The 19160-nt window shown below is 39.1% G+C and carries 16 protein-coding genes and 1 tRNA gene; 8 read left to right on the top strand and 9 right to left on the bottom strand.

The features are described from left to right. Positions 1–98 precede the first annotated feature (98 nt). The 4 genes from H4O18_RS04465 to H4O18_RS04480 form a co-directional block, all read right to left on the bottom strand. Entirely contained in the window at positions 99–380 is a 282-nt protein-coding gene (locus tag H4O18_RS04465; protein WP_187581902.1) for a sialidase family protein, read from the bottom strand. A 102-nt stretch (positions 381–482) separates the two neighbouring features. After that, entirely contained in the window at positions 483–755 is a 273-nt protein-coding gene (locus H4O18_RS04470) for a sialidase family protein (RefSeq protein WP_187581903.1), read from the bottom strand. Beyond that, the gene (locus tag H4O18_RS04475) at positions 736–1263 is read right to left on the bottom strand and encodes a sialidase family protein (protein WP_187581904.1); all 528 of its coding nucleotides are present in this window, start codon (positions 1261–1263) and stop codon (positions 736–738) included. Before H4O18_RS04475 ends, H4O18_RS04470 begins: the two co-directional genes overlap by 20 nt. A 13-nt stretch (positions 1264–1276) precedes the next feature. After that, positions 1277–2551 carry a sialidase family protein gene (locus H4O18_RS04480; protein ID WP_187581905.1) on the bottom strand — a complete coding sequence of 425 codons (1275 nt, stop codon included), beginning with the start codon at positions 2549–2551 and terminating at the stop codon, positions 1277–1279. An 869-nt stretch (positions 2552–3420) separates the two neighbouring features. Between H4O18_RS04480 and H4O18_RS04485 the strand changes: the two genes are divergently transcribed. After that, on the top strand, positions 3421–4416 hold the full coding sequence (locus H4O18_RS04485; protein ID WP_187581906.1) for a dihydrodipicolinate synthase family protein: 996 nt from the start codon (positions 3421–3423) through the stop codon (positions 4414–4416). Between the two features lie 388 nt (positions 4417–4804). On the opposite strand, the gene H4O18_RS04490 is transcribed toward H4O18_RS04485, so the two are convergent. Then, a tRNA-Gln gene (locus tag H4O18_RS04490) sits at positions 4805–4876 on the bottom strand. A 285-nt stretch (positions 4877–5161) separates the two neighbouring features. Between H4O18_RS04490 and H4O18_RS04495 the strand changes: the two genes are divergently transcribed. After that, on the top strand, positions 5162–8494 hold the full coding sequence (locus H4O18_RS04495; RefSeq protein ID WP_187581907.1) for a glycosyltransferase family 117 protein: 3333 nt from the start codon (positions 5162–5164) through the stop codon (positions 8492–8494). 54 nt (positions 8495–8548) lie between these two features. Here H4O18_RS04495 and H4O18_RS04500 read toward each other — a convergent pair whose 3' ends face one another. From H4O18_RS04500 to H4O18_RS04510, 3 genes are all read right to left on the bottom strand, one after another. Further along, a complete protein-coding gene (locus H4O18_RS04500; RefSeq protein WP_072862855.1) occupies positions 8549–8845 on the bottom strand; it encodes a thioredoxin family protein in 297 nt (98 codons plus the stop codon). 90 nt (positions 8846–8935) lie between these two features. After that, complete coding sequence (locus H4O18_RS04505) at positions 8936–10165, bottom strand: metallophosphoesterase (protein ID WP_187581908.1); 1230 nt, start codon at positions 10163–10165, stop codon at positions 8936–8938. 50 nt (positions 10166–10215) lie between these two features. Then, positions 10216–10944: a copper homeostasis protein CutC gene (locus tag H4O18_RS04510; RefSeq protein ID WP_187581909.1), complete on the bottom strand. Its 729-nt coding sequence runs from the start codon at positions 10942–10944 to the stop codon at positions 10216–10218. Positions 10945–10986: 42 nt separating this feature from the next. Between H4O18_RS04510 and H4O18_RS04515 the strand changes: the two genes are divergently transcribed. Both H4O18_RS04515 and polA read left to right on the top strand, forming a co-directional pair. Then, the gene (locus tag H4O18_RS04515) at positions 10987–11982 is read left to right on the top strand and encodes an isoaspartyl peptidase/L-asparaginase family protein (protein ID WP_187581910.1); all 996 of its coding nucleotides are present in this window, start codon (positions 10987–10989) and stop codon (positions 11980–11982) included. 44 nt (positions 11983–12026) lie between these two features. Beyond that, a complete protein-coding gene (gene polA, locus H4O18_RS04520) occupies positions 12027–14873 on the top strand; it encodes a DNA polymerase I (RefSeq protein WP_187581911.1) in 2847 nt (948 codons plus the stop codon). A gap of 93 nt (positions 14874–14966) precedes the next feature. On the opposite strand, the gene H4O18_RS04525 is transcribed toward polA, so the two are convergent. Beyond that, the gene (locus H4O18_RS04525; protein WP_187581912.1) at positions 14967–15452 is read right to left on the bottom strand and encodes a hypothetical protein; all 486 of its coding nucleotides are present in this window, start codon (positions 15450–15452) and stop codon (positions 14967–14969) included. A 403-nt stretch (positions 15453–15855) separates the two neighbouring features. Between H4O18_RS04525 and rplM the strand changes: the two genes are divergently transcribed. The 4 genes from rplM to tsf all read left to right on the top strand — a co-directional run bounded on the left by rplM (position 15856) and on the right by tsf (position 18969). After that, positions 15856–16311 carry a 50S ribosomal protein L13 gene (rplM, locus tag H4O18_RS04530; RefSeq protein WP_103441760.1) on the top strand — a complete coding sequence of 152 codons (456 nt, stop codon included), beginning with the start codon at positions 15856–15858 and terminating at the stop codon, positions 16309–16311. Then, entirely contained in the window at positions 16311–16697 is a 387-nt protein-coding gene (gene rpsI / locus H4O18_RS04535; RefSeq protein WP_187581913.1) for a 30S ribosomal protein S9, read from the top strand. The genes rplM and rpsI overlap by 1 nt, the downstream gene beginning before the upstream one ends. 276 nt (positions 16698–16973) lie before the next feature. After that, positions 16974–18050 (top strand): 30S ribosomal protein S2, encoded by a 1077-nt coding sequence (gene rpsB, locus H4O18_RS04540; RefSeq protein WP_187581914.1) that lies wholly within the window; start codon positions 16974–16976, stop codon positions 18048–18050. Positions 18051–18144: 94 nt separating this feature from the next. After that, the gene (gene tsf, locus H4O18_RS04545) at positions 18145–18969 is read left to right on the top strand and encodes a translation elongation factor Ts (RefSeq protein WP_187581915.1); all 825 of its coding nucleotides are present in this window, start codon (positions 18145–18147) and stop codon (positions 18967–18969) included. Positions 18970–19160 lie beyond the last annotated feature (191 nt).

Raw genomic sequence — 19160 nt, forward strand, 5'->3', positions numbered from 1 at the left:
TAGTGTCAATTCCAGAAAACTGGATGGAAATATGGGACTTAAATCGCATCAATCCATTTTATAGCTAAATATGCACATTTATAGCCCGAATTAACGGATTATTGTGCGCCACCTTGACTTATTAGCATCCTTCTATTATAGACCTCCAAAATTGTTTTGCTTGTCCCGAACATAACATCGTCCTCCGAGAAATTCGTAAGATAAATCTTTTGATCACTTCTGCGCTTATAATCATAAGTAATATAAATAGTCCCTTCAGCCGTTTGTTGACCATCAGGGTAGGAAACATCTTTTCTTTGGTCCAGCAATAATCCATTGGACCAGGTAAATCCATCATCTTTAGATATAAAAGCCATGAGGTGAGAACGTCCAATTTTCATATCTATTGGTCCATGTTTTACCAATAAAAGATTTCCAGAATTAAGTCGATAAATAAAGAATCTAGCCGTTGGATGTTGAATTTTAGAAGGTATTAGTGGGGTCTATGAATACCCCTTGTCCTTTGAAACACTTTCCCCTATCCCATATTTGGTTCGAACTATCATCCACAATGTCCCATCCTTTCCCTCAACAATCATGTGTTCATCAGCACTACGCGCCAATTCTGGAACGTTAACGGCGCCCCGTACCTGCCAGCTTTGCCCATGATCAACTGATACAACTGCTTTTGCTCCATCGTTTATTTGCCATGTTGAAACTGGTAAAACCCATTCACCTGTAGATAATACGATTGGCTTACACATGCATGATACCATCAACAATTCGTTTAGGGGTGGGCCAAGTTGGGTTACTTTCTTCTGCATCATCAATCGTCAAAACCCACACACCAGTATTAATACCATCGTAATGTTTATCCATCTCCTTATGAATTGATTGAGACCAAAATATCCAGAGTTTACCTGCAGGATCAATCCATATTTCTGGATCAAAAGCCCTAACAGGACCCTGTTTATCAGAATCTAACACAAGAACTTCTTCCCAGGTTTGCCCATTATCTCCACTAGTAGAAACAACTACATAATTATTAGCATCTTCCCCTGGTGTTATTCCGGAATACCATGTTGCCCACATTCGCCCTTTAGGGCTAACAGCGAGGCTAGAAATACCAGTAAATTTTCTGTTTTCGGGTGAATAATACTCCACGGATGATGGATTCTTTATTAATTTGGGCTGATCAAGGAAGGTTTTATCCCTTTGGCCTAAACACAAATTATGCAACATTGTGGTTATAAGTAATAAGTAGCAAACTTTTAAATTCATCATAGCTTAATTTTTTTTACTCCGTCATGGCCTTAACATTAAAATACGTGCCCACAATTTCACTTTTCCAATGATCGTTTGGGTTGGTGCGTGAATACACTACCAGCAAAATGTCCGGGGCTACTTCCGTCGCTGAAATATAATTTCCGCAATCCGGAGGATAAAGATCGTTGTAGAATGGAATTATTGGGCCCCAGGTATCGCTCTCCCCTTCATTAAACATTATCCAATTGCCAGGCCTACCATAAGTCAAGGCCGTAATCCCATTTTTCATTAGAGTTGCATCTGGCCAAACACCATGGGAAGTTATGGGATCCGGAATACTCCAGTTTTTACCACCATCAACAGATACCGTCTTATAAATAGGTGTTTGTTGTCCAAAACTGAAAGGCATTTTATTATCCCAATCATTGTTATTAAAGCTACCCAAGGAAGCCTGGTAACTTGCTCCCGACCTCATGAAGCAGTTGATTTTACCATCGGGAAGAACCAGCAGGGATGCCTCATTAAAACCTTCTCCCCTATTATCTTCTGACATATCAAAGGCTACCGTTGATAGATAATCCCATGTCTTACCTCTATCCGAGGATTTTAGGACAAAGTCTCGAAATTTATTCTCAGGGGTATTCTTTACCCCACTTCTGAGATACATACCCATAAGAAGACTGCCATCATCAAGCCCAACAATATTACGGCATAAAACCCCCGACCAATCTTTAAATCTTTCAGGTAGATAAATTCTTGCAGGATCACTTACTCTAGTTAATCCATTATCTTTTGAACGAAAAAAATTAGCTTCCAAAACCCCTTCCTCATCAGTCTTTTGCAAAGAGATTTCCGGTCTTCCCGCGCTAGTTGAACCTCCCGCCTGATTATCCGATTGAAACATGACCACTTCCCCATCTGGTCCAGGAAACTGGTAGGTAGAATTTTCCAGAATGTAGGGAACCTGACGCCAAGTCTTCCCACCATTACTGGAACGCCTGTCAAAAACCTGAATATCGCCATTATTGAATTTGAAAACACTGCCAGCAGGGCAGAAAAATTCTTGTTCGGGAACTATCACATGCGTTTCCCCTCTAATCACTTTAATCCCCGGAACATAACTAACCCTTGACTTGACATTCTCATATTCAGGATTAAAATCAGAAGGCGATTTGCTTATACTTCCAGACTGTTCTTTTTGGTGTTTCTGAGCTTTTGCACTTGTAGAGGAAAGACATATTACGGTTAGGCATAGAAAAACACCAAGCCATGAAAAGTTGCGTAAATTCATAATGGTACTGGTCATTTTTATTTATTAGTTAGTTTTTTCATGTTATAATATACTTGATACCAAAGTCTTCTGCGAGAATTTAGGCACTAGTTCAATTACCATAATTCTTTAATTCTTTCTACACCATCCATGATGAAAACGAAAATATAGCTCCATGCCAACCCAGCTGTGGCCAACCTTTCCAATTGCAAGTCTAGCACCATCAAAACCGTTTCAACCCCAACAGAAATTCAAATCTTACACTTTAATCCCTTAAACAAGCAATCCTGTTTCGTTTAAACGATTAAGCACATATCCCACAAGCGTTTCCTTTTTACACTTTCGTTTAAGATGGAAATATAACATGAAACACTGCATATACCAACTTTCATGGGGTTTTATATGGAAACTAAATGTATGCGTTTCAGAATCCAAATGCAGTTGATACCGCGCCACAAAAAGAAACATAATGCATCCAAATTTATAATAATCAATTGATTGTAATCGCATGTTTGGATTAAACTAAAGATTTATACCATGCTAGAACAAACTAACATTTAGACTGAAAAAGAAACTTTTCGACCAACAACTTTCCGCGAAAAAGCTATCGGGAACAAGAATAGGGTTGAAAAATCGCCAAGGTGGTGAATTTCGAAATGTTACCATCCTGTTGGAGAGAAGTTCAATAAAGAAGCACTCTCATCTGTTGTGGCCCATATGTCCTGCTTATAATCAACACCCATGAACCCAGAGTTTGGAATCCCTTTTAATCGATGATCAATTTAAATTGGTAAGCAAAATTTAGTAACTTAACCCTCATGATCATTAGTTATAAATGAACCTTTATTATAATAAATTTATATTAAATGTATTGGACCCGTAGAAAATTTATAAATACCGCATTTATGACCACGCTAGGTGGTATATGGCTGAGCAGAGGCTTTGAAAAGCTGCCTTTTAATTCCGTTGAAAACAAATTACCAGGTGGATTTTGGCCCGTAATGATGACACCCTTCAATGAGGATTTATCTATCGATTACCAAGGATTGAAAAGATTAATTCGGTGGTACGAAGATTCTGGGTCCACAGGCTTATTTGCAAATTGTGGTTCAAGTGAAATGTACAATCTCAGTGATCAAGAACGCATAGACCTTACGAAGTATGTAGTTGAACATACCAAACTCCCTGTTGTGTCCACCGGAACCTTTTCCGGCCACGTGGCAGAAAATGTAGATTTTATAAAAAAAATCTATGATACTGGTGTTCAGGCTGTCGTTTTAATACCCTCTGTAATGGTCGGAAAAGGGGAAATGGATTCTGAACTACTAAATTCCTTTGAAGGTATATTGAATCAAACCGGAAATATTCCCTTGGGAATTTACGAGTGCCCAAGTCCCTATGCTAGGAATATCAGTCCTGAAATGTTGGACCAGCTCCAAAAAACAGGAAGATTCCTATACTTTAAAGATACAACCTGCGATGCAGCTTTGGTCGCCCAGAAGATAGACATAACTTCCAATTCTTCTTTAGGTATTTACAATGCACACTCTCCGGATGTATTGCATTCTATAAGACATGGTGGCGCGGGCATATCCTGTATTGCAGGTAACTATTACCCAGAACTGTTTTCTTATTTGTGGCAAAACGGACGGGCTAAAGAGGTTTCGGAATCTGTGAAAAAAGTCAATGATTTTGTCCTTGCGAACAAATCCGTTATCGGTAAAAAATATTCTATCGGCGCCAAATATTTTATGAACTTGCGAGGACTTGATTTGACCATAAACAGCAGGAAGAGTACTTTGCCCTTGGATAAGTCGGATAAAGTACGTTTGGAATTGCTCTGGCAAGAGCTTTCAGCTTTATGCGAGGAAGTACGGATAGATCTTGTGACCTACGGCTGAAACCAAAAGGCGGAAAATCCGTTGGAATAGCTTGCCAAGGTATTCGATTTCAACAAGAGTCTAATCCATTTCCTTTATCACAACACTCAAACCGTTGCATTATTGGGCAATTTTACTCAATGGACAAAAGGGGGTAAATACACCTGTCCATAACTCCAAAGGGATGTTTTGCCTACAACTATTTCATAAATAGTCGCTTTGGATGCACAAATCCGTGAAATTTCATAGGGAAGAAGATAGCGATGGCGCGTCTAAAAATTGTTCTTTAAAGCCATACTATTGGCTTCTCCAATTTTAGATGTGGTCACAATTATATTTACAAAAATCAATTATGAAGTACCCAAAATAAAAAATCCCCTGATTTAAATAAAATCAGGGGATTAGGATGTTGGCCTACTAGGACTCGAACCTAGAACGACTGGACCAAAACCAGCTGTGTTGCCAATTACACCATAGGCCACTACCTCGTTTGAGCGTGCAAATTTAGAACAAAGTTTTATATGCACAAATATTTTTAAGCCATATTCCAAAAAAAATAAAGAAATATTCTTCCACAGCCTATTAACAAAGGGATTTCAGCTATACATTTATTGCTCCTATACCAAGTAACATATATGAAGTACATTGCCAATAGGCTAATAATTAAGGATATTTTGACCTAAAATCATGTTAAAGGTTTATGAAATATATATCCCTTTATATTATTAAATTAGTAAATTCGCCCTTCGGATAAACGACAAACCGCATGTTTTCAAAAAATTTCAAGAAATGGGACACCATCACTGGATGGTTTGTTTTTTTTATAGCCCTAATAACTTATGCAATAACCGTTGAACCCACTAGTAGTTTTTGGGATGCGGGCGAATATATTTCAACAGCAGCCAAACTACAGGTAGGACACCCACCTGGAGCACCATTATTGCAGATGATCGGAGCATTTATGGCCATGTTTGCCTTAGAACCCACACAGGTTGCCAAGATGGTAAACCTCGTTTCGGGGGTTTCCAGCGCCTTCACCATACTTTTTATGTTTTGGACCATAACCAATCTCACTAAAAAGCTTATTTCCAAGGAAGAAGTTATTACCAATAGCAAGGCTTTGGCAATTTTAGGTAGCGGATTAGTGGGATCCCTAGCCTTTACCTTTACAGATAGTTTTTGGTTTAACGCCACAGAAACGGAGGTCTACGCTATGGCCAGTTTAATCATGTCATTATTGTTATGGCTTGGATTAAAATGGGTGGACGACTTGGAGAATCCTCGAGGCAATAAGTGGATCGTACTTATCTCCTTTGTAGTAGGACTCACCTTCGGAATTCAATTTATGGGTTTCTTGGCTATTCCCACCATTGGCCTCTTGTATTATTTTAAAACCTATAAAACCACCACAATTAAAAATTTCCTTTTGGCCAATATCATTGTAGTGGCCATATTAATGTTGGTCTATAAGTTTTCTTTGACCTATGTTTTGAAAGTTTTTGGTTGGAGCGAAGTATTTTTCATCAATACCATTGGACTGCCGTTTAACTCGGGTACCATAATTATGGGCCTAATTTTTATTGCCGTCTTCTACTGGGGATTGCGCTATACACGCAACAACAACTTTACCACAGCCAATACTATAGTCCTTTGCCTAATGTTTTTGTTTTTAGGGTTCTCTTCCTGGCTAATGTTACCTATTAGGGCAAATGCCGATGTAGTAATCAACGAAAATGATCCTTCGGATGCCCGATCTCTATTGGCTTATTACAACAGGGAACAGTACCCTGGAGTAGACAGTCCAGTTTATGGTGCGTACTATTCGGACACTTTTGCCCCTGCTGGGGAAGATAAAGACGAGAAACCCAAATACGAAAAAGATTTAAAAGCGGGGAAATACATTATAGTCAACCATTACAAAGATGCCTTACAAGGGCCCAATCCCAAACACGTTGGACTTCTACCCCGTATGTGGAGCGAACAAAATGCCGAGAACTATATGAAGTATTTTGATCCGCTGACTTTTAAGATCAAATCGGATTACCTTGGAAACAACGAATTAAGGGATGCCGTAAACCAATTTAAGGACGGGTATGCCAAGGGAGAAATAGACACTACCCAATATATGAGATTCCTAAGGGAGTTTGGCGAATATATTGATGTAGAACCGCCAACAGTCATGCAAAATATCAAATACATGTTCGAATTCCAATTCGGTTATATGTATTGGCGCTATTTTATGTGGAACTATGTGGGCAAGCAGGATGACATTCAAGGGAGATATGACAATCACGGTAACTGGTTGAGCGGCATCAACTTTATTGATAATGCCAGGTTAGGCAGTCAGGAAAACCTCCCTAGCGATATTAAGAACAACAAGGGCAGGAACACCTATTTCTTCCTGCCATTATTATTGGGCATTATTGGCCTTATTTTCCAAATAAGCAAGAATCCCAAACAATTTTGGGCATTGTTCGTGTTCTTTATGTTCACCGGTATTGCCATACAGTTTTATACCAATCCAGCCATTTTTCAGCCCAGGGAGCGAGACTATTCCCTGGTAGGCTCCTTCTATGTTTTCGGCATATGGATAGGTTTGGGTGTCTACGGACTTTTTGATGAATTCCAAAAACTTTTGAGTCCCAAAATATTGGCTCCAGGCATCACTGTTTTATGCCTTTTGGCAGTGCCAGGAGTTCTGGCATTCCAAAATTGGGACGATCACGACAGGTCTAATAGGTTTACTACTAGATCCACCGCAATGGCTTATTTACAATCCACCAAAGAGGACGCCGGTGCCATTTTATTCACTATTGGGGATAACGATACTTTCCCATTGTGGTACGCTCAGGAAATAGAAGGATTCCGGACCGATGTGCGTGTGGTTAACACCAGCCTTTTTGCCACGGATTGGTATATAGACCAAATGAAAAAGAAGGCTTATGAAAGCGACCCTATACCTTCGCAACTTACCCATGAGGTTTATCGTTGGGGTTCAAGGGATGCTATTTACTTTAACGAGCTCACAGAAAGCAGATGGGACATTAAAGACTTCATGAATTGGGTAGGCAGTGACAAAGAACAAACCAAATTTAGAAGTATATTACAGAAGAAAGGTGCTGATTTAAGTCAGTATTCCGAAAGCAATTTAGATGTTGTATATTATCCAACCAATAAAATTAGGGTTCCGGTTAATAAGAAAAATGTTTTGGAAAGTGGTTTGGTCAAAGCAAAAGACTCGGCCCTTATCGTGGACTACATAGATATTGACCTCCCCAAAAGTGCCTTGCCAAAAAACCGAATCCTTATGTTGGATATTATTGCCAACAACGATTGGAAACGCCCAATATATTTCTCTGGAGGAAGTTTTGACCCGGCAGAGTATATCTGGATGAAAGACTACCTTCAGTTGGATGGCCTTGTTTACAAATTGGTCCCCATTAAAACAACTAACAGAAGTTCTTACGAGATGGGCAGGGTAGATGGCGACCTTATGTACGACATTGTAAAGCAATGGGATTGGGGAAATGCCGGAAGCCCGGACATTTATCATGACCCACAGACCCGTACACAGGCACTGTCATTCAGAGGTAATTTGGCCCGACTTACAGAAACGTTGATCAACGAGAACAAGATAGAAAAAGCGAAAGATGTCATTAATATTGCCATGGAAAACATGCCCGTGGAATATTTCGGTTATTACGCGTTTGTGGAGCCTTTTGTGGATGGATATTTTAAAGTAGGTGAAACCGAAAAGGCTCGAAATCTATTTGAAAAACTGAAAAAGATCTATCAGGAAAAATTGGATTATTACGCCAATTTACCCTTTGAGGAACAACGCCTTTTCCTAGACGAAATTATTCCGGATCTGGAGGCCTACAGTAGAAATATAGATATACTGATCACCAACCAGGATAAAGAGACTGCTGAAAAAGAGACCCTTATTTTCAATGAATACATCGCGAAGTTTGAACGATTTTATAGAAACGACCCCATGGAGCAAATACAGGCTCCTACCTCGGATCCAGATTTAATGGATTCCACAACTATGGATGCCATACCTGAAGAAGAATTGGACAGCATTGCAATACCCGAATAAAGGATATAAAAAAACCGAGACATATGTCTCGGTTTTTTTATGCGTTTTAATTAGCTATAGATACTCATTGAGTATTCCGATGAGGGTATTTGCATCCTGTTCTCCACTTTGCCTCCAAACCATTTCGCCTTTCTTGTATATCATCAAGGTAGGCAAACCTTTCACTCTCAACGCTTGGGAAAGTTCTTTATTCTTATCCACATCGATCTTAATAACTTTGCCCTTATCGCCCAAAGCGGCGGCTACATCCCTCAGTACAGGGTGCATGGCTGTTGACTGTTCGTTCCACTCTGCGTAAAAATCCAATAGCACGGGAACATTTATATCAATTAATTCACCAAATTTAGACATATATATACGTTGGGTTATAAATCAAAAATAAGAAAAAATGTTAAAATACAACTAGTGCTATCATTTTTGTAGAGAAGGTAGCTGTTAAAATCACGTTAAAGACCTCTTTTTTAGGGTAATTACCGTAATTTCTGGCCAGATACCTACCCTTCCTGGGTAACCCAAAAACCCAAATCCCCGGTTTACATTAATCATTTGACCCAATTCTTCGTATACCCCTGCCCAATACTTATACCTCCATTTAGCAGGACTCCATTTGATCCATCCAGGAATTTCTATGCCAAATTGCATACCATGGGTATGTCCGCTTAGAGTTAGATGATAATGGTAATCATCCTTTAAGACTTGGTCCTCCCAATGGGAGGGATCATGGCTCATTAAAATTTTAAAATCGTCCTTACTAATTTTGGAAACGGCCTTTTTAAGGTCACCAGCTTTTTTAAAACCACCCCTACCCCAATTTTCAACTCCTATCAAGGCAATTCTATCCTCTCCTTTTTGCAAATACCTGCTATCGTTGAGCAATAGATCAAAACCCATTTCTTTTTGCAAATTTTTTAGATCGATTAAGTTGTTCCTCTTGGCTTCTTCCGTTTCCCAATCCACATAATCCCCATAATCATGATTGCCTAAAACTGAAAATTTACCATCCTTGGCACTTAATGTTGAAAACAGGCCTTTCCATGGCAACATTTCCTCTGCCATGTTATTGACCATGTCCCCTGTAAAAAGCAACACATCGCTTTTTTGCTGATTAATAAGGTTTATTGCGTATTCAATTTTCTCCCTATTATCAAAACTGCCACTGTGCACATCCGATATTTGTGTAATTTGATAACCATCGAAGCTACTTGGCAAATCATCAAATTCCAAATTATATTTAAGCACTTTAAAATTGTACTTCCCCTTCAACATGCCGTACAACAAGGCGGAAAATGGCAATGCAGCAATACCCATGGCAATCGTACTTAAAAAACGTCTACGCTGCGGTAGGCTAAATTCCTTAGTCCCCCCAAATATTTTGTGATAGCCAGCAGAAAGAAATCTAAAAATATCCTCGGAGAATAAAAAAACAATAGTAATCAACTTAAAAGTGAGCATAGCCAGCAAGAGACCAAATGCGTAACTTTTTGGAACACTCAACACCCGGCCAGGAGCATCACCCATAGTAAATTGATAAATAAAATTCCCCACCACAAAGAGGGATAAGAGCATATAGGCGTAATAGACCCAAGGGTAACGGGTTACAGCCTTTAATGCCTGTAATGTATAAATCCCAAGAGTAATGTAAATAACAATGAAAACAATCCAACGAAGCATCCCTTAAATTTTTAGTAAAGATATTGGTTTCAAAACCTTTAGTTACCTTTTTACTTTTCTTTAACTAGGCGGACCACTTCTTTTAGGGTAGCCAAATGACTAATAGCTACTTCATCATCCCTTAGAAAGCCGGGACTGCTCATTGGAACCACAGGTGTATGATCAAGACTCTTATGAAATTTTATACCGGTCAAATGTACTGCTCCAAAACCTTTCTTCTTAAATTCCAGCACATTGGCAACCTGTATACCACCTCCTGGCATAATAACAGTTCTCTTGGTTTTTTTCTGCAGCTTTGACAATAGGTCCATTCCAGCGACCGAAGAATTTTGTTGTCCAGAGCTCAAAATGGTATCAACTTCCAGTTCCTCCAATTGCTGTAACGTTGCTATAGGATCACTTACCCAATCGAATGCTCTATGAAAGGTAAATTGCATTGGCTTGGATAATTTTATCAATTCTTTGGTTCTTTCAACATCCAGAGTAAAGTCCTTGTTCAACACTCCTGAAACAATACCATTAAAACCCAGTTCTTTGCACAGTGCAATATCTTTCTTTATTATCTCAAACTCGAGATTGGAATAGGTAAAGTCGCCACTTCTAGGCCTAATCAATACATTTACGGGAATAGAAATATGTTCCTTTATCAATTTCAAGAGCCCGAAAGAAGGCGTTGTCCCCCCTCCTGCTAGCTCGGTACATAATTCAATTCGGTCAGCACCAGCTTTTTGGGCATTTACCGCAGATTCTAAAGAATTGGCGCATACTTCTACAATCATATTTCTTATATTTAGGACCTTAAAATTAAGTAACACAATCTTATGAAAAGAAGAAATTTCCTTAAAAATTCTACCCTAAGTACCGCTGGAATAATTTCAGCGCCTCTTTTTGCATCCTGCCAAGAAACAAAAAAGGAACTACCACCAATTACAAATGCCGCAGTAAGTGTAAAACCTATTGTAATCTGCACTTGGAATTTTAAGAATGCCACGGCAAAGGCTTGGGAAGTATTAGAAAAAGGAGGTTCATCCCTGGATGCAGTAGAACAAGGTGTAAAGGTAGAGGAAGCGGATCTTAACAATGAAACCGTTGGTAACGGAGGTAGACCGGATAGGGATGGCCATGTTACCTTGGACGCCTGTATCATGGACAAGGACGGCAACTGCGGGGCAGTGCTCTGTATGGAAAATATTGCCCATCCTATTTCGGTTGCAAGAAAGGTAATGGAAGATACCCCACATGTGATGTTGGCCGGAAAAGGAGCGGAACAGTTTGCTTATGAAAAAGGATTTCCAAAAACCAATCTACTCACTGAAAAAGCCAAAAAAGATTGGTTGGAATGGAAAAAGAAATCGAAATACGAAACCATTATCAATATAGAAAACCACGATACTATAGGTATGCTGGCCATTGATAAAAATGGAGATATCGCAGGAGCCTGCACCACAAGTGGAATGGGTTACAAAATGGCCGGGCGGGTCGGTGACTCCCCAATTATTGGTGCCGGATTATTTGTAGACAACGAAGTTGGCGGGGCAACAGCAACGGGAGTTGGGGAGGAAGTTGTACGAACGGTTGGTAGTTTCTTGATCGTAGAGCTAATGCGCCAAGGGAAATCGCCACAGGAAGCCTGCGAGGAAGGTGTAAGACGGATTATGGAAAAGAACAAGGACAGAAGGGATTTCCAGATTGGCTTTATTGCCATAAATAAGAATGGAGAAACAGGAGGATACTGCATACATCCCGGATTTAGCTATAGCAGCTATACAGAGGCAGGGCAAACCAACAATACAACGGAGACTTTTTTGAAATCCTAAATATCAATTTCATAAAACCCAAATCTTAATAAGAATCAAAAATAATGGCAGAACAAAAGAGACTTTTTTTACTTGATGCATACGCACTGATTTTTCGGGGCTACTACGCACTTATCAAAAACCCAAGAATTAACTCCAAGGGAATGGATACTTCTGCCATAATGGGATTTATGAATTCTTTATTGGACGTAATAAGAAGGGAAAAACCAGATCATTTGGCAGTTTGTTTTGACAAGGGAGGAAGTGCGGACCGTACGGAAATGTTCGCAGAATACAAAGCCAATAGGGATGCCACTCCTGATGCCATAAAAATAGCCGTACCCTACATACAAAATATTTTAAAAGCCATGCATATTCCGGTTGTGGAATTGGAAGGTATGGAGGCCGATGACATTATAGGCACCTTGGCCAAACAGGCGGAAAAGGAGGACTACAAGGTATATATGGTTACTCCTGATAAAGATTTTGGGCAATTGGTCTCCGAGAACATATTTATGTACCGCCCGGCCAGAATGGGCAATGGCATTGAAATCTGGGGTATTCCTGAAGTCCAAAAACGATTTGGTGTTGAACGTCCGGAACAAGTTATAGACTATCTGGGAATGATGGGCGATGCTAGTGACAACATTCCAGGATTACCTGGAGTTGGTGACAAAACAGCCAAAAAATTTATCGAGGAATTCGGCTCTATGGAAAATTTACTTGCCAACACAGATAAATTGAAAGGCAAAATGAAGGAAAAAGTCCAAGAAAATGCCGAACTCGGAATCCTATCCAAAAAACTGGCCACCATATTTGTGGATTGCGACGTAACCTTTAATGCCAAGGATTATGAACTCTCCATGCCCGATGGCGAAAAAGTTCAGGAGATTTTCGAGGAATTGGAATTCCGTAGACTTAAGGACCAATTTCTTAAACTCTTTTCAGAGGAATCGGACCAAGCCAACACTGTTGATCAAAAACAGGACAACGGCCCTGTTTCAAAAAAGAAACCCACGGAAGCCGGTGGCGGTCAATTTTCCTTATTCGGCAGTGAGGGTCAAGTTACCGGAGGCACTATAAAAGAAGTATCAAGCAGAAAAAATATTACCGGAGTTTCACATATGTACCAAAGTGTTCTTCCCGGTATGGCCATGAAACTTTTTATCCAGAATTTAATGAAGCAGGCCTCCGTTTGTTTTGATACGGAAACTACTGGATTAAATCCGCTTACGGCCGAACTGGTAGGCATTGCATTTAGCTGGGAGGCCGGAAAAGGTTTCTATGTTCCCTTTCCTGAAGACAGAACAGAAGCCCAGAATATTATTGAACAATTAAGGCCATTTTTTGAAGCGGAAGGTATTGAAAAAATTGGGCAGAACTTAAAATATGATATTAAGGTACTGCACAAATACAATGTATCCGTAAAAGGCAAATGTTTTGACACCATGCTGGCCCATTACCTCATAAACCCGGATATGCGCCACAATATGGATGTACTGGCGGAAACTTATTTAAATTACACCCCTATTTCCATAACCGAACTCATTGGCAAAAAAGGTAAAAACCAATTATCCATGAGGGATGTTCCCTTGGAAAAGCAAACCGAATATGCTGTAGAGGATGCAGATATCACTTTTCAATTGGCCCAGCACTTTAGACCTGAATTGAAAGAGGCAAACACCGAAGAATTATTTAATGACATAGAGATCCCGCTTTTACACGTCTTGGCGGACATGGAACAAGAGGGCATCAATTTGGACAAGGCATTTTTGAATTCCCTTGCCAAGGATTTGGACAACGACATTAAAAACTTGGAATCGAAGATTTACGAGGAAGCGGGCCAAGAATTCAACATAGCTTCACCAAAACAATTGGGCGAAATTCTTTTCGATAAACTAAAGTTGGTTGACAAACCCAAAAAGACCAAAACAGGTCAATATTCCACTGCAGAAGATGTACTTTCCTATCTGGCAAAGGACCATGAAATTATCCAAAGCGTATTGGATTATCGTGGACTAAGCAAACTAAAAAGCACCTATGTGGATGCCTTACCGGAACAAATAGAGGAAAGTACAGGCAGGGTACATACAGATTATATGCAAACGGTAGCGGCTACGGGCAGATTGAGCAGCAACAACCCTAACCTTCAAAACATACCCATACGTACGGAACGTGGAAGACAGGTAAGGAAGGCATTTATTCCAAGAAACGAAAATTACACCTTATTGGCGGCAGATTATTCGCAGATCGAATTACGGATTATTGCTGCCTTAAGTGAGGAGACCACAATGATAGAGGCCTTTAAAAACGGCGAGGATATTCACGCTTCTACCGCGTCCAAAGTATTCAACATCCCATTGGAAGAGGTGACCAGAGAACAGCGAAGCAATGCCAAGACTGTAAATTTCGGAATCATTTACGGAGTATCGGCCTTCGGATTGAGCAACCAAACGGATTTATCCCGTGCCGAATCCAAAGAACTTATAGATACCTATTATAAGACCTACCCCAAATTACGCAATTACATAAGCGAACAAATAGATTTCGCTAGAGAGAATGGATACGTACAGACTGTATTGGGCAGACGTAGGTACCTTAAGGATATTAACGGCAGCAATGCCATTGTTCGCGGAGCAGCGGAACGCAATGCCGTAAACGCCCCTATACAAGGAAGTGCCGCGGATATCATAAAAATTGCGATGATCAATATTCACAATAAGCTTGAAGAAGGAAATTACAAAAGTAAAATGCTCTTACAAGTACATGATGAATTGGTCTTTGATGTATACAAACCCGAATTGGAGGAATTAAAGACAATGATCAAATCGGAGATGGAAAATGCCTACAAATTATCCGTGCCACTGGATGTGGAACTGGGAGTTGGTAATAATTGGCTGGAAGCCCATTAGACCTAAACCTAATTAATCAAAAAAGCGGAATGCCAAGGGGGTTAACCTAATTGCATTCCGCTTTTTATTTTTATATCGCTTTTTTTCCGAATCTTATTTCCTTTTAAAAATAAGCTGACCACCTGCATTTAGATTCGGTATATCCAAATCTGAGGCATCTACCGTCATAATATCTCCATCTATAGTAACATCTACGGTAACAGTTTCTTGATCTTCATCGGTATAGGTAAGTTTACCATTCTCATAAACATAAACCGTAGTTTCGGTATCCTTTTCGGTCGGACAAGGAATATCGAACCCATCCCTTTCCAAATATTCCACGGAATTTTCAATAGTAACCGTTAAGTCCACTTTAAATTCAAAACTCAACACATAGCATTCTTTAGCTGTTAAATATGCCAATAAATCTCTCGCATTTTTTTCATCATCACTCGCAGTATCATTATTTACTTTTAGCTCATGTGCCTGCCAAATTCCCACGATTGTGTTTTCATTGGAATTACCATCATTACTATCTGAAGAACAAGAAAAGAAAAGTGCGGCAACAATAAAAAGTAGTAAAAATTTAAATTTCATCATTTTAAAATTTATGTTGTTTAAAAGGCTAACGTATTATAAACCAAATTAGTATTCCATCAATACAATTGCAGAGCTCCCTACCCTCTCCTTTCACAACACCAGAAATCCAATGAGAATTCAGCAACCACATCCCTAGAAAGCAAAATAATCAAACATGATATTCAATATTTGAACTCACACAAAATGGTAAATCAACCTAAATGAATTTAAAGCAAACGTGAAGTTTTCTTACAAGTAAAAAGTAATTATTGGAGCAAAAAGGGATTATAAAGTTCACCTTAAGTATTTATTATTGGAAAAAACTATAAATAATAAGAAACAACCATTTGGAATTCAACTTAATAATTGTACATTTGCAGCCCGTTAAACGGGATTGAAGTGTTTAATCAATAAATATATTAGTGTGGATACATTAAGCTACAAGACGATTTCGGCCAATAAGGCGACCGTTGACAAACAATGGTTACTAGTTGATGCTGAAGGAGAAACATTGGGCCGTCTTGCTTCTAAAGTAGCGTTGTTACTTAGAGGGAAGCGCAAGCCTAATTTTACACCACATGTTGATTGTGGAGATAATGTTGTTATTATCAATGCAGAAAAAATCAACCTGACCGGAAAGAAGTGGGATTCAAAAACCTACGTTCGCCATACCGGTTATCCAGGAGGCCAGAGGTTTACAACGGCTAATGAAATGTTGGCTAAAGATCCAGCGCGTATAGTAGAAAAATCGATAAAAGGTATGTTGCCCAAGAATAAATTGGGTGCAGAGCTTTTCCGTAATCTAAAGGTATATGCTGGCACAGCCCACAATCAAGAAGCACAAAAACCAACAGCAATTAACTTAAACGATTTTAAGTAATGGAAATGATTCATAAAATTGGTAGAAGAAAGACTGCAGTTGCCCGAGTTTATGTTACTGAAGGAAAAGGTGACATTACGATCAACAATAGAGACTTAAGCAACTATTTTCCTACTGCAACATTACAGTACAAAGTAAAACAACCATTTGCCTTAACCAACAACGAAGAAAACTTTGACGTTAAAGTTAATGTATATGGTGGCGGTATTACAGGACAAGCGGAAGCTGTTCGTTTGGCATTATCCAGAGCACTATGTGAAATGGATGCTGAGAACAGATTGGTTCTTAAACCAGAAGGTCTTTTAACTAGAGATCCAAGAATGGTTGAACGTAAGAAATTCGGTCAGAAGAAAGCCCGTAAGAAATTCCAGTTCTCTAAACGTTAATACTGCATTAACAAAACAAATACTGAAATTCCGCAGTGCTCTTGATTACGATCAGGGACAATTTGCTAGTTTCGGTGTAATTTTTAATTGTTCATTGAAAACCCTTGTCATAGGGTAAGTAATAATCCTGAATTTTAACAATTGGCTGTCCCTCCTAGGGAAATCCAATAGTAGATATATTCTGGATAAATTAGTTTAGCATCTAAATATTAAAGGCTGCCAATAGGTACCACTTTAGTATTGCTAATTCAAAGGAACGTAAACTAAAAAATAAAAATGGCAAACAAAGTTGAAGTAAAAGACCTTTTAGAGGCAGGTGTACATTTTGGTCACCTTACCAGAAAATGGAATCCAAACATGGCTCCTTACATCTACATGGAGCGTAATGGGATTCACGTTATCAATCTTTACAAAACAGTTGCAAAATTAGAGGAGACTAATGAAGCCCTTAAAAAAATTGCAGCTTCCGGTAGAAAAATACTTTTCGTAGCTACCAAAAAACAAGCAAAGGATATTGTTGCTGAAAAAGCAGGTAATGTTAATATGCCTTACATCACAGAAAGATGGCCAGGTGGTATGTTGACCAATTTCGTTACTATTCGTAAAGCCGTTAAAAAAATGGCTTCTATTGATAGAATGAAGAAAGACGGTACCTTTAACACACTATCCAAAAAAGAACGTTTACAAGTTGATCGTTTGCGTGCAAAGTTGGAAAAGAACTTAGGTTCTATTTCTGAAATGACACGTCTACCAGCAGCTTTGTTCATTGTAGATACAATGCGTGAACACATCGCGGTAAAAGAAGCTCAAAAATTGAATATTCCAATTTTTGCTATGGTAGATACCAACTCTGACCCACGACAAATAGATTTTATAGTACCATCCAATGATGATGCTTCCAAATCTATTGAAGTTATTATGGCATCTGTAACTGCTGCTATTGCCGAAGGATTAACAGAACGTAAATCTGAAAAGCAAAGTGATAAGGAAGGTGGAGATGAAGCAAAGCCTAAGGAGAAAAAAGCCAAAGCAGTCTCAGAAGAAAAAGCATCTGAACCAAAAGCAGCACCAGCAGAGAAAGCAGCTAAAAAAGCTCCTGCTGCTGACGACCTAACTAAAGTTGAAGGTATTGGTCCAAAGATTGCTGAAATCTTTCAGGAAGCAGGAATAAACACTTTTGCTGATCTAGCCGATAAATCTGAGGAAGACCTTAAGGACATCCTTACTGAATCTGGCCCAAGATACGCTTCCAAAAATCCAGCATCTTGGCCTAAGCAAGCTCAAATGGCTGCAGATGGCAAATGGGATGAATTACAGGAATGGCAAGATAGCGTTAAAGGAGGAGTGGAATAATCCGCTTTTAATATAACAGAATATAAATTTAACATTCACCTGGATTAGGGTTACACAACAATTCTAATCCAGATGAAAATTAAAATAAAATAAAATGGCTAAAATTACCGCCGCAGAGGTAAACAAATTAAGACAAACAACTGGTGCAGGCATGATGGATTGCAAAAATGCATTGGTTGAAGCTGAAGGAGATTTTGAAAAAGCAATTGAAATCCTTCGTAAAAAAGGACAAAAAGTTGCTGCCAAGAGAGCCGATAGAGATTCTTCTGAGGGAGCTGCAATTGCAAAAGTAAATGCGGACAATACTTCCGGGGTTATTATTTCTCTAAACTGTGAAACCGATTTTGTTGCAAAGAACGATACTTTTGTTGCTTTGGCCAACGATTTGGCAGACCTTGCTTTGGATTTTGACACTAAAGAAGCTTTCTTGAATGCCGATTACAAAGGAACCTCTGTTCAAGACAAACTTACAGAACAAACTGGTGTAATAGGTGAGAAAATTGAAATAGGTGGATTTAGTAGACTTTCTGCTCCATTTGTTGGTTCCTATATTCATGCTGGAAACAAAATCGCTACATTGGTAGGACTTTCTGCCGCTGTTGACGGTGCAGATGTTGCCGCAAAGGATGTTGCCATGCAAGCCGCTGCAATGAATCCAGTAGCCTTGAACGAAGCAGGTGTTGATCAGTCAATCATCGATAAAGAAATCGAAATTGCCAAAGATCAACTACGTCAGGAAGGAAAGCCTGAAGCTATGTTGGATAACATCGCTAAAGGAAAATTAAACCGTTTCTTTAAAGACAACACTTTGGTAAACCAAGATTTTATAAAGGACAGCAAACAAAGTGTTGCCCAATACGTAAAATCTGTTGATTCCAAATTGGAAGTAACCGGATTTAAAAGGGTAGCTTTAGGATAATCCAAAAAGCATCAAACATATAAAAAACGCTTTTACAATGTAAAGGCGTTTTTTTATGCACTAATGTCTAGTCCTGAAATAGCGTTACACAAAAAGAAAGTGTAATGAACAAATCAGAACAGATGTACATCAAGCGTACCCAAAAGGACTACTCAATGTCGTTCAAACTTAAAGTGGTCAACGAAATAGAG

Origin of the sequence: Arenibacter arenosicollis (genome assembly GCF_014397245.1) — a bacterium.
Classification (GTDB): Bacteria; Bacteroidota; Bacteroidia; order Flavobacteriales; family Flavobacteriaceae; genus Arenibacter; species Arenibacter arenosicollis.

Coding starts and splice junctions, on each gene's coding strand:
- H4O18_RS04465 (WP_187581902.1), bottom strand. CDS start 380: ATGAAAATTGGACGTTCTCACCTCATGGCTTTTATATCTAAAGATGAT.
- H4O18_RS04470 (WP_187581903.1), bottom strand. CDS start 755: ATGGTATCATGCATGTGTAAGCCAATCGTATTATCTACAGGTGAATGG.
- H4O18_RS04475 (WP_187581904.1), bottom strand. CDS start 1,263: ATGATGAATTTAAAAGTTTGCTACTTATTACTTATAACCACAATGTTG.
- H4O18_RS04480 (WP_187581905.1), bottom strand. CDS start 2,551: ATGACCAGTACCATTATGAATTTACGCAACTTTTCATGGCTTGGTGTT.
- H4O18_RS04485 (WP_187581906.1), top strand. CDS start 3,421: ATGACCACGCTAGGTGGTATATGGCTGAGCAGAGGCTTTGAAAAGCTG.
- H4O18_RS04495 (WP_187581907.1), top strand. CDS start 5,162: ATGTTTTCAAAAAATTTCAAGAAATGGGACACCATCACTGGATGGTTT.
- H4O18_RS04500 (WP_072862855.1), bottom strand. CDS start 8,845: ATGTCTAAATTTGGTGAATTAATTGATATAAATGTTCCCGTGCTATTG.
- H4O18_RS04505 (WP_187581908.1), bottom strand. CDS start 10,165: ATGCTTCGTTGGATTGTTTTCATTGTTATTTACATTACTCTTGGGATT.
- H4O18_RS04510 (WP_187581909.1), bottom strand. CDS start 10,944: ATGATTGTAGAAGTATGCGCCAATTCTTTAGAATCTGCGGTAAATGCC.
- H4O18_RS04515 (WP_187581910.1), top strand. CDS start 10,987: ATGAAAAGAAGAAATTTCCTTAAAAATTCTACCCTAAGTACCGCTGGA.
- polA (WP_187581911.1), top strand. CDS start 12,027: ATGGCAGAACAAAAGAGACTTTTTTTACTTGATGCATACGCACTGATT.
- H4O18_RS04525 (WP_187581912.1), bottom strand. CDS start 15,452: ATGATGAAATTTAAATTTTTACTACTTTTTATTGTTGCCGCACTTTTC.
- rpsI (WP_187581913.1), top strand. CDS start 16,311: ATGGAAATGATTCATAAAATTGGTAGAAGAAAGACTGCAGTTGCCCGA.
- rpsB (WP_187581914.1), top strand. CDS start 16,974: ATGGCAAACAAAGTTGAAGTAAAAGACCTTTTAGAGGCAGGTGTACAT.
- tsf (WP_187581915.1), top strand. CDS start 18,145: ATGGCTAAAATTACCGCCGCAGAGGTAAACAAATTAAGACAAACAACT.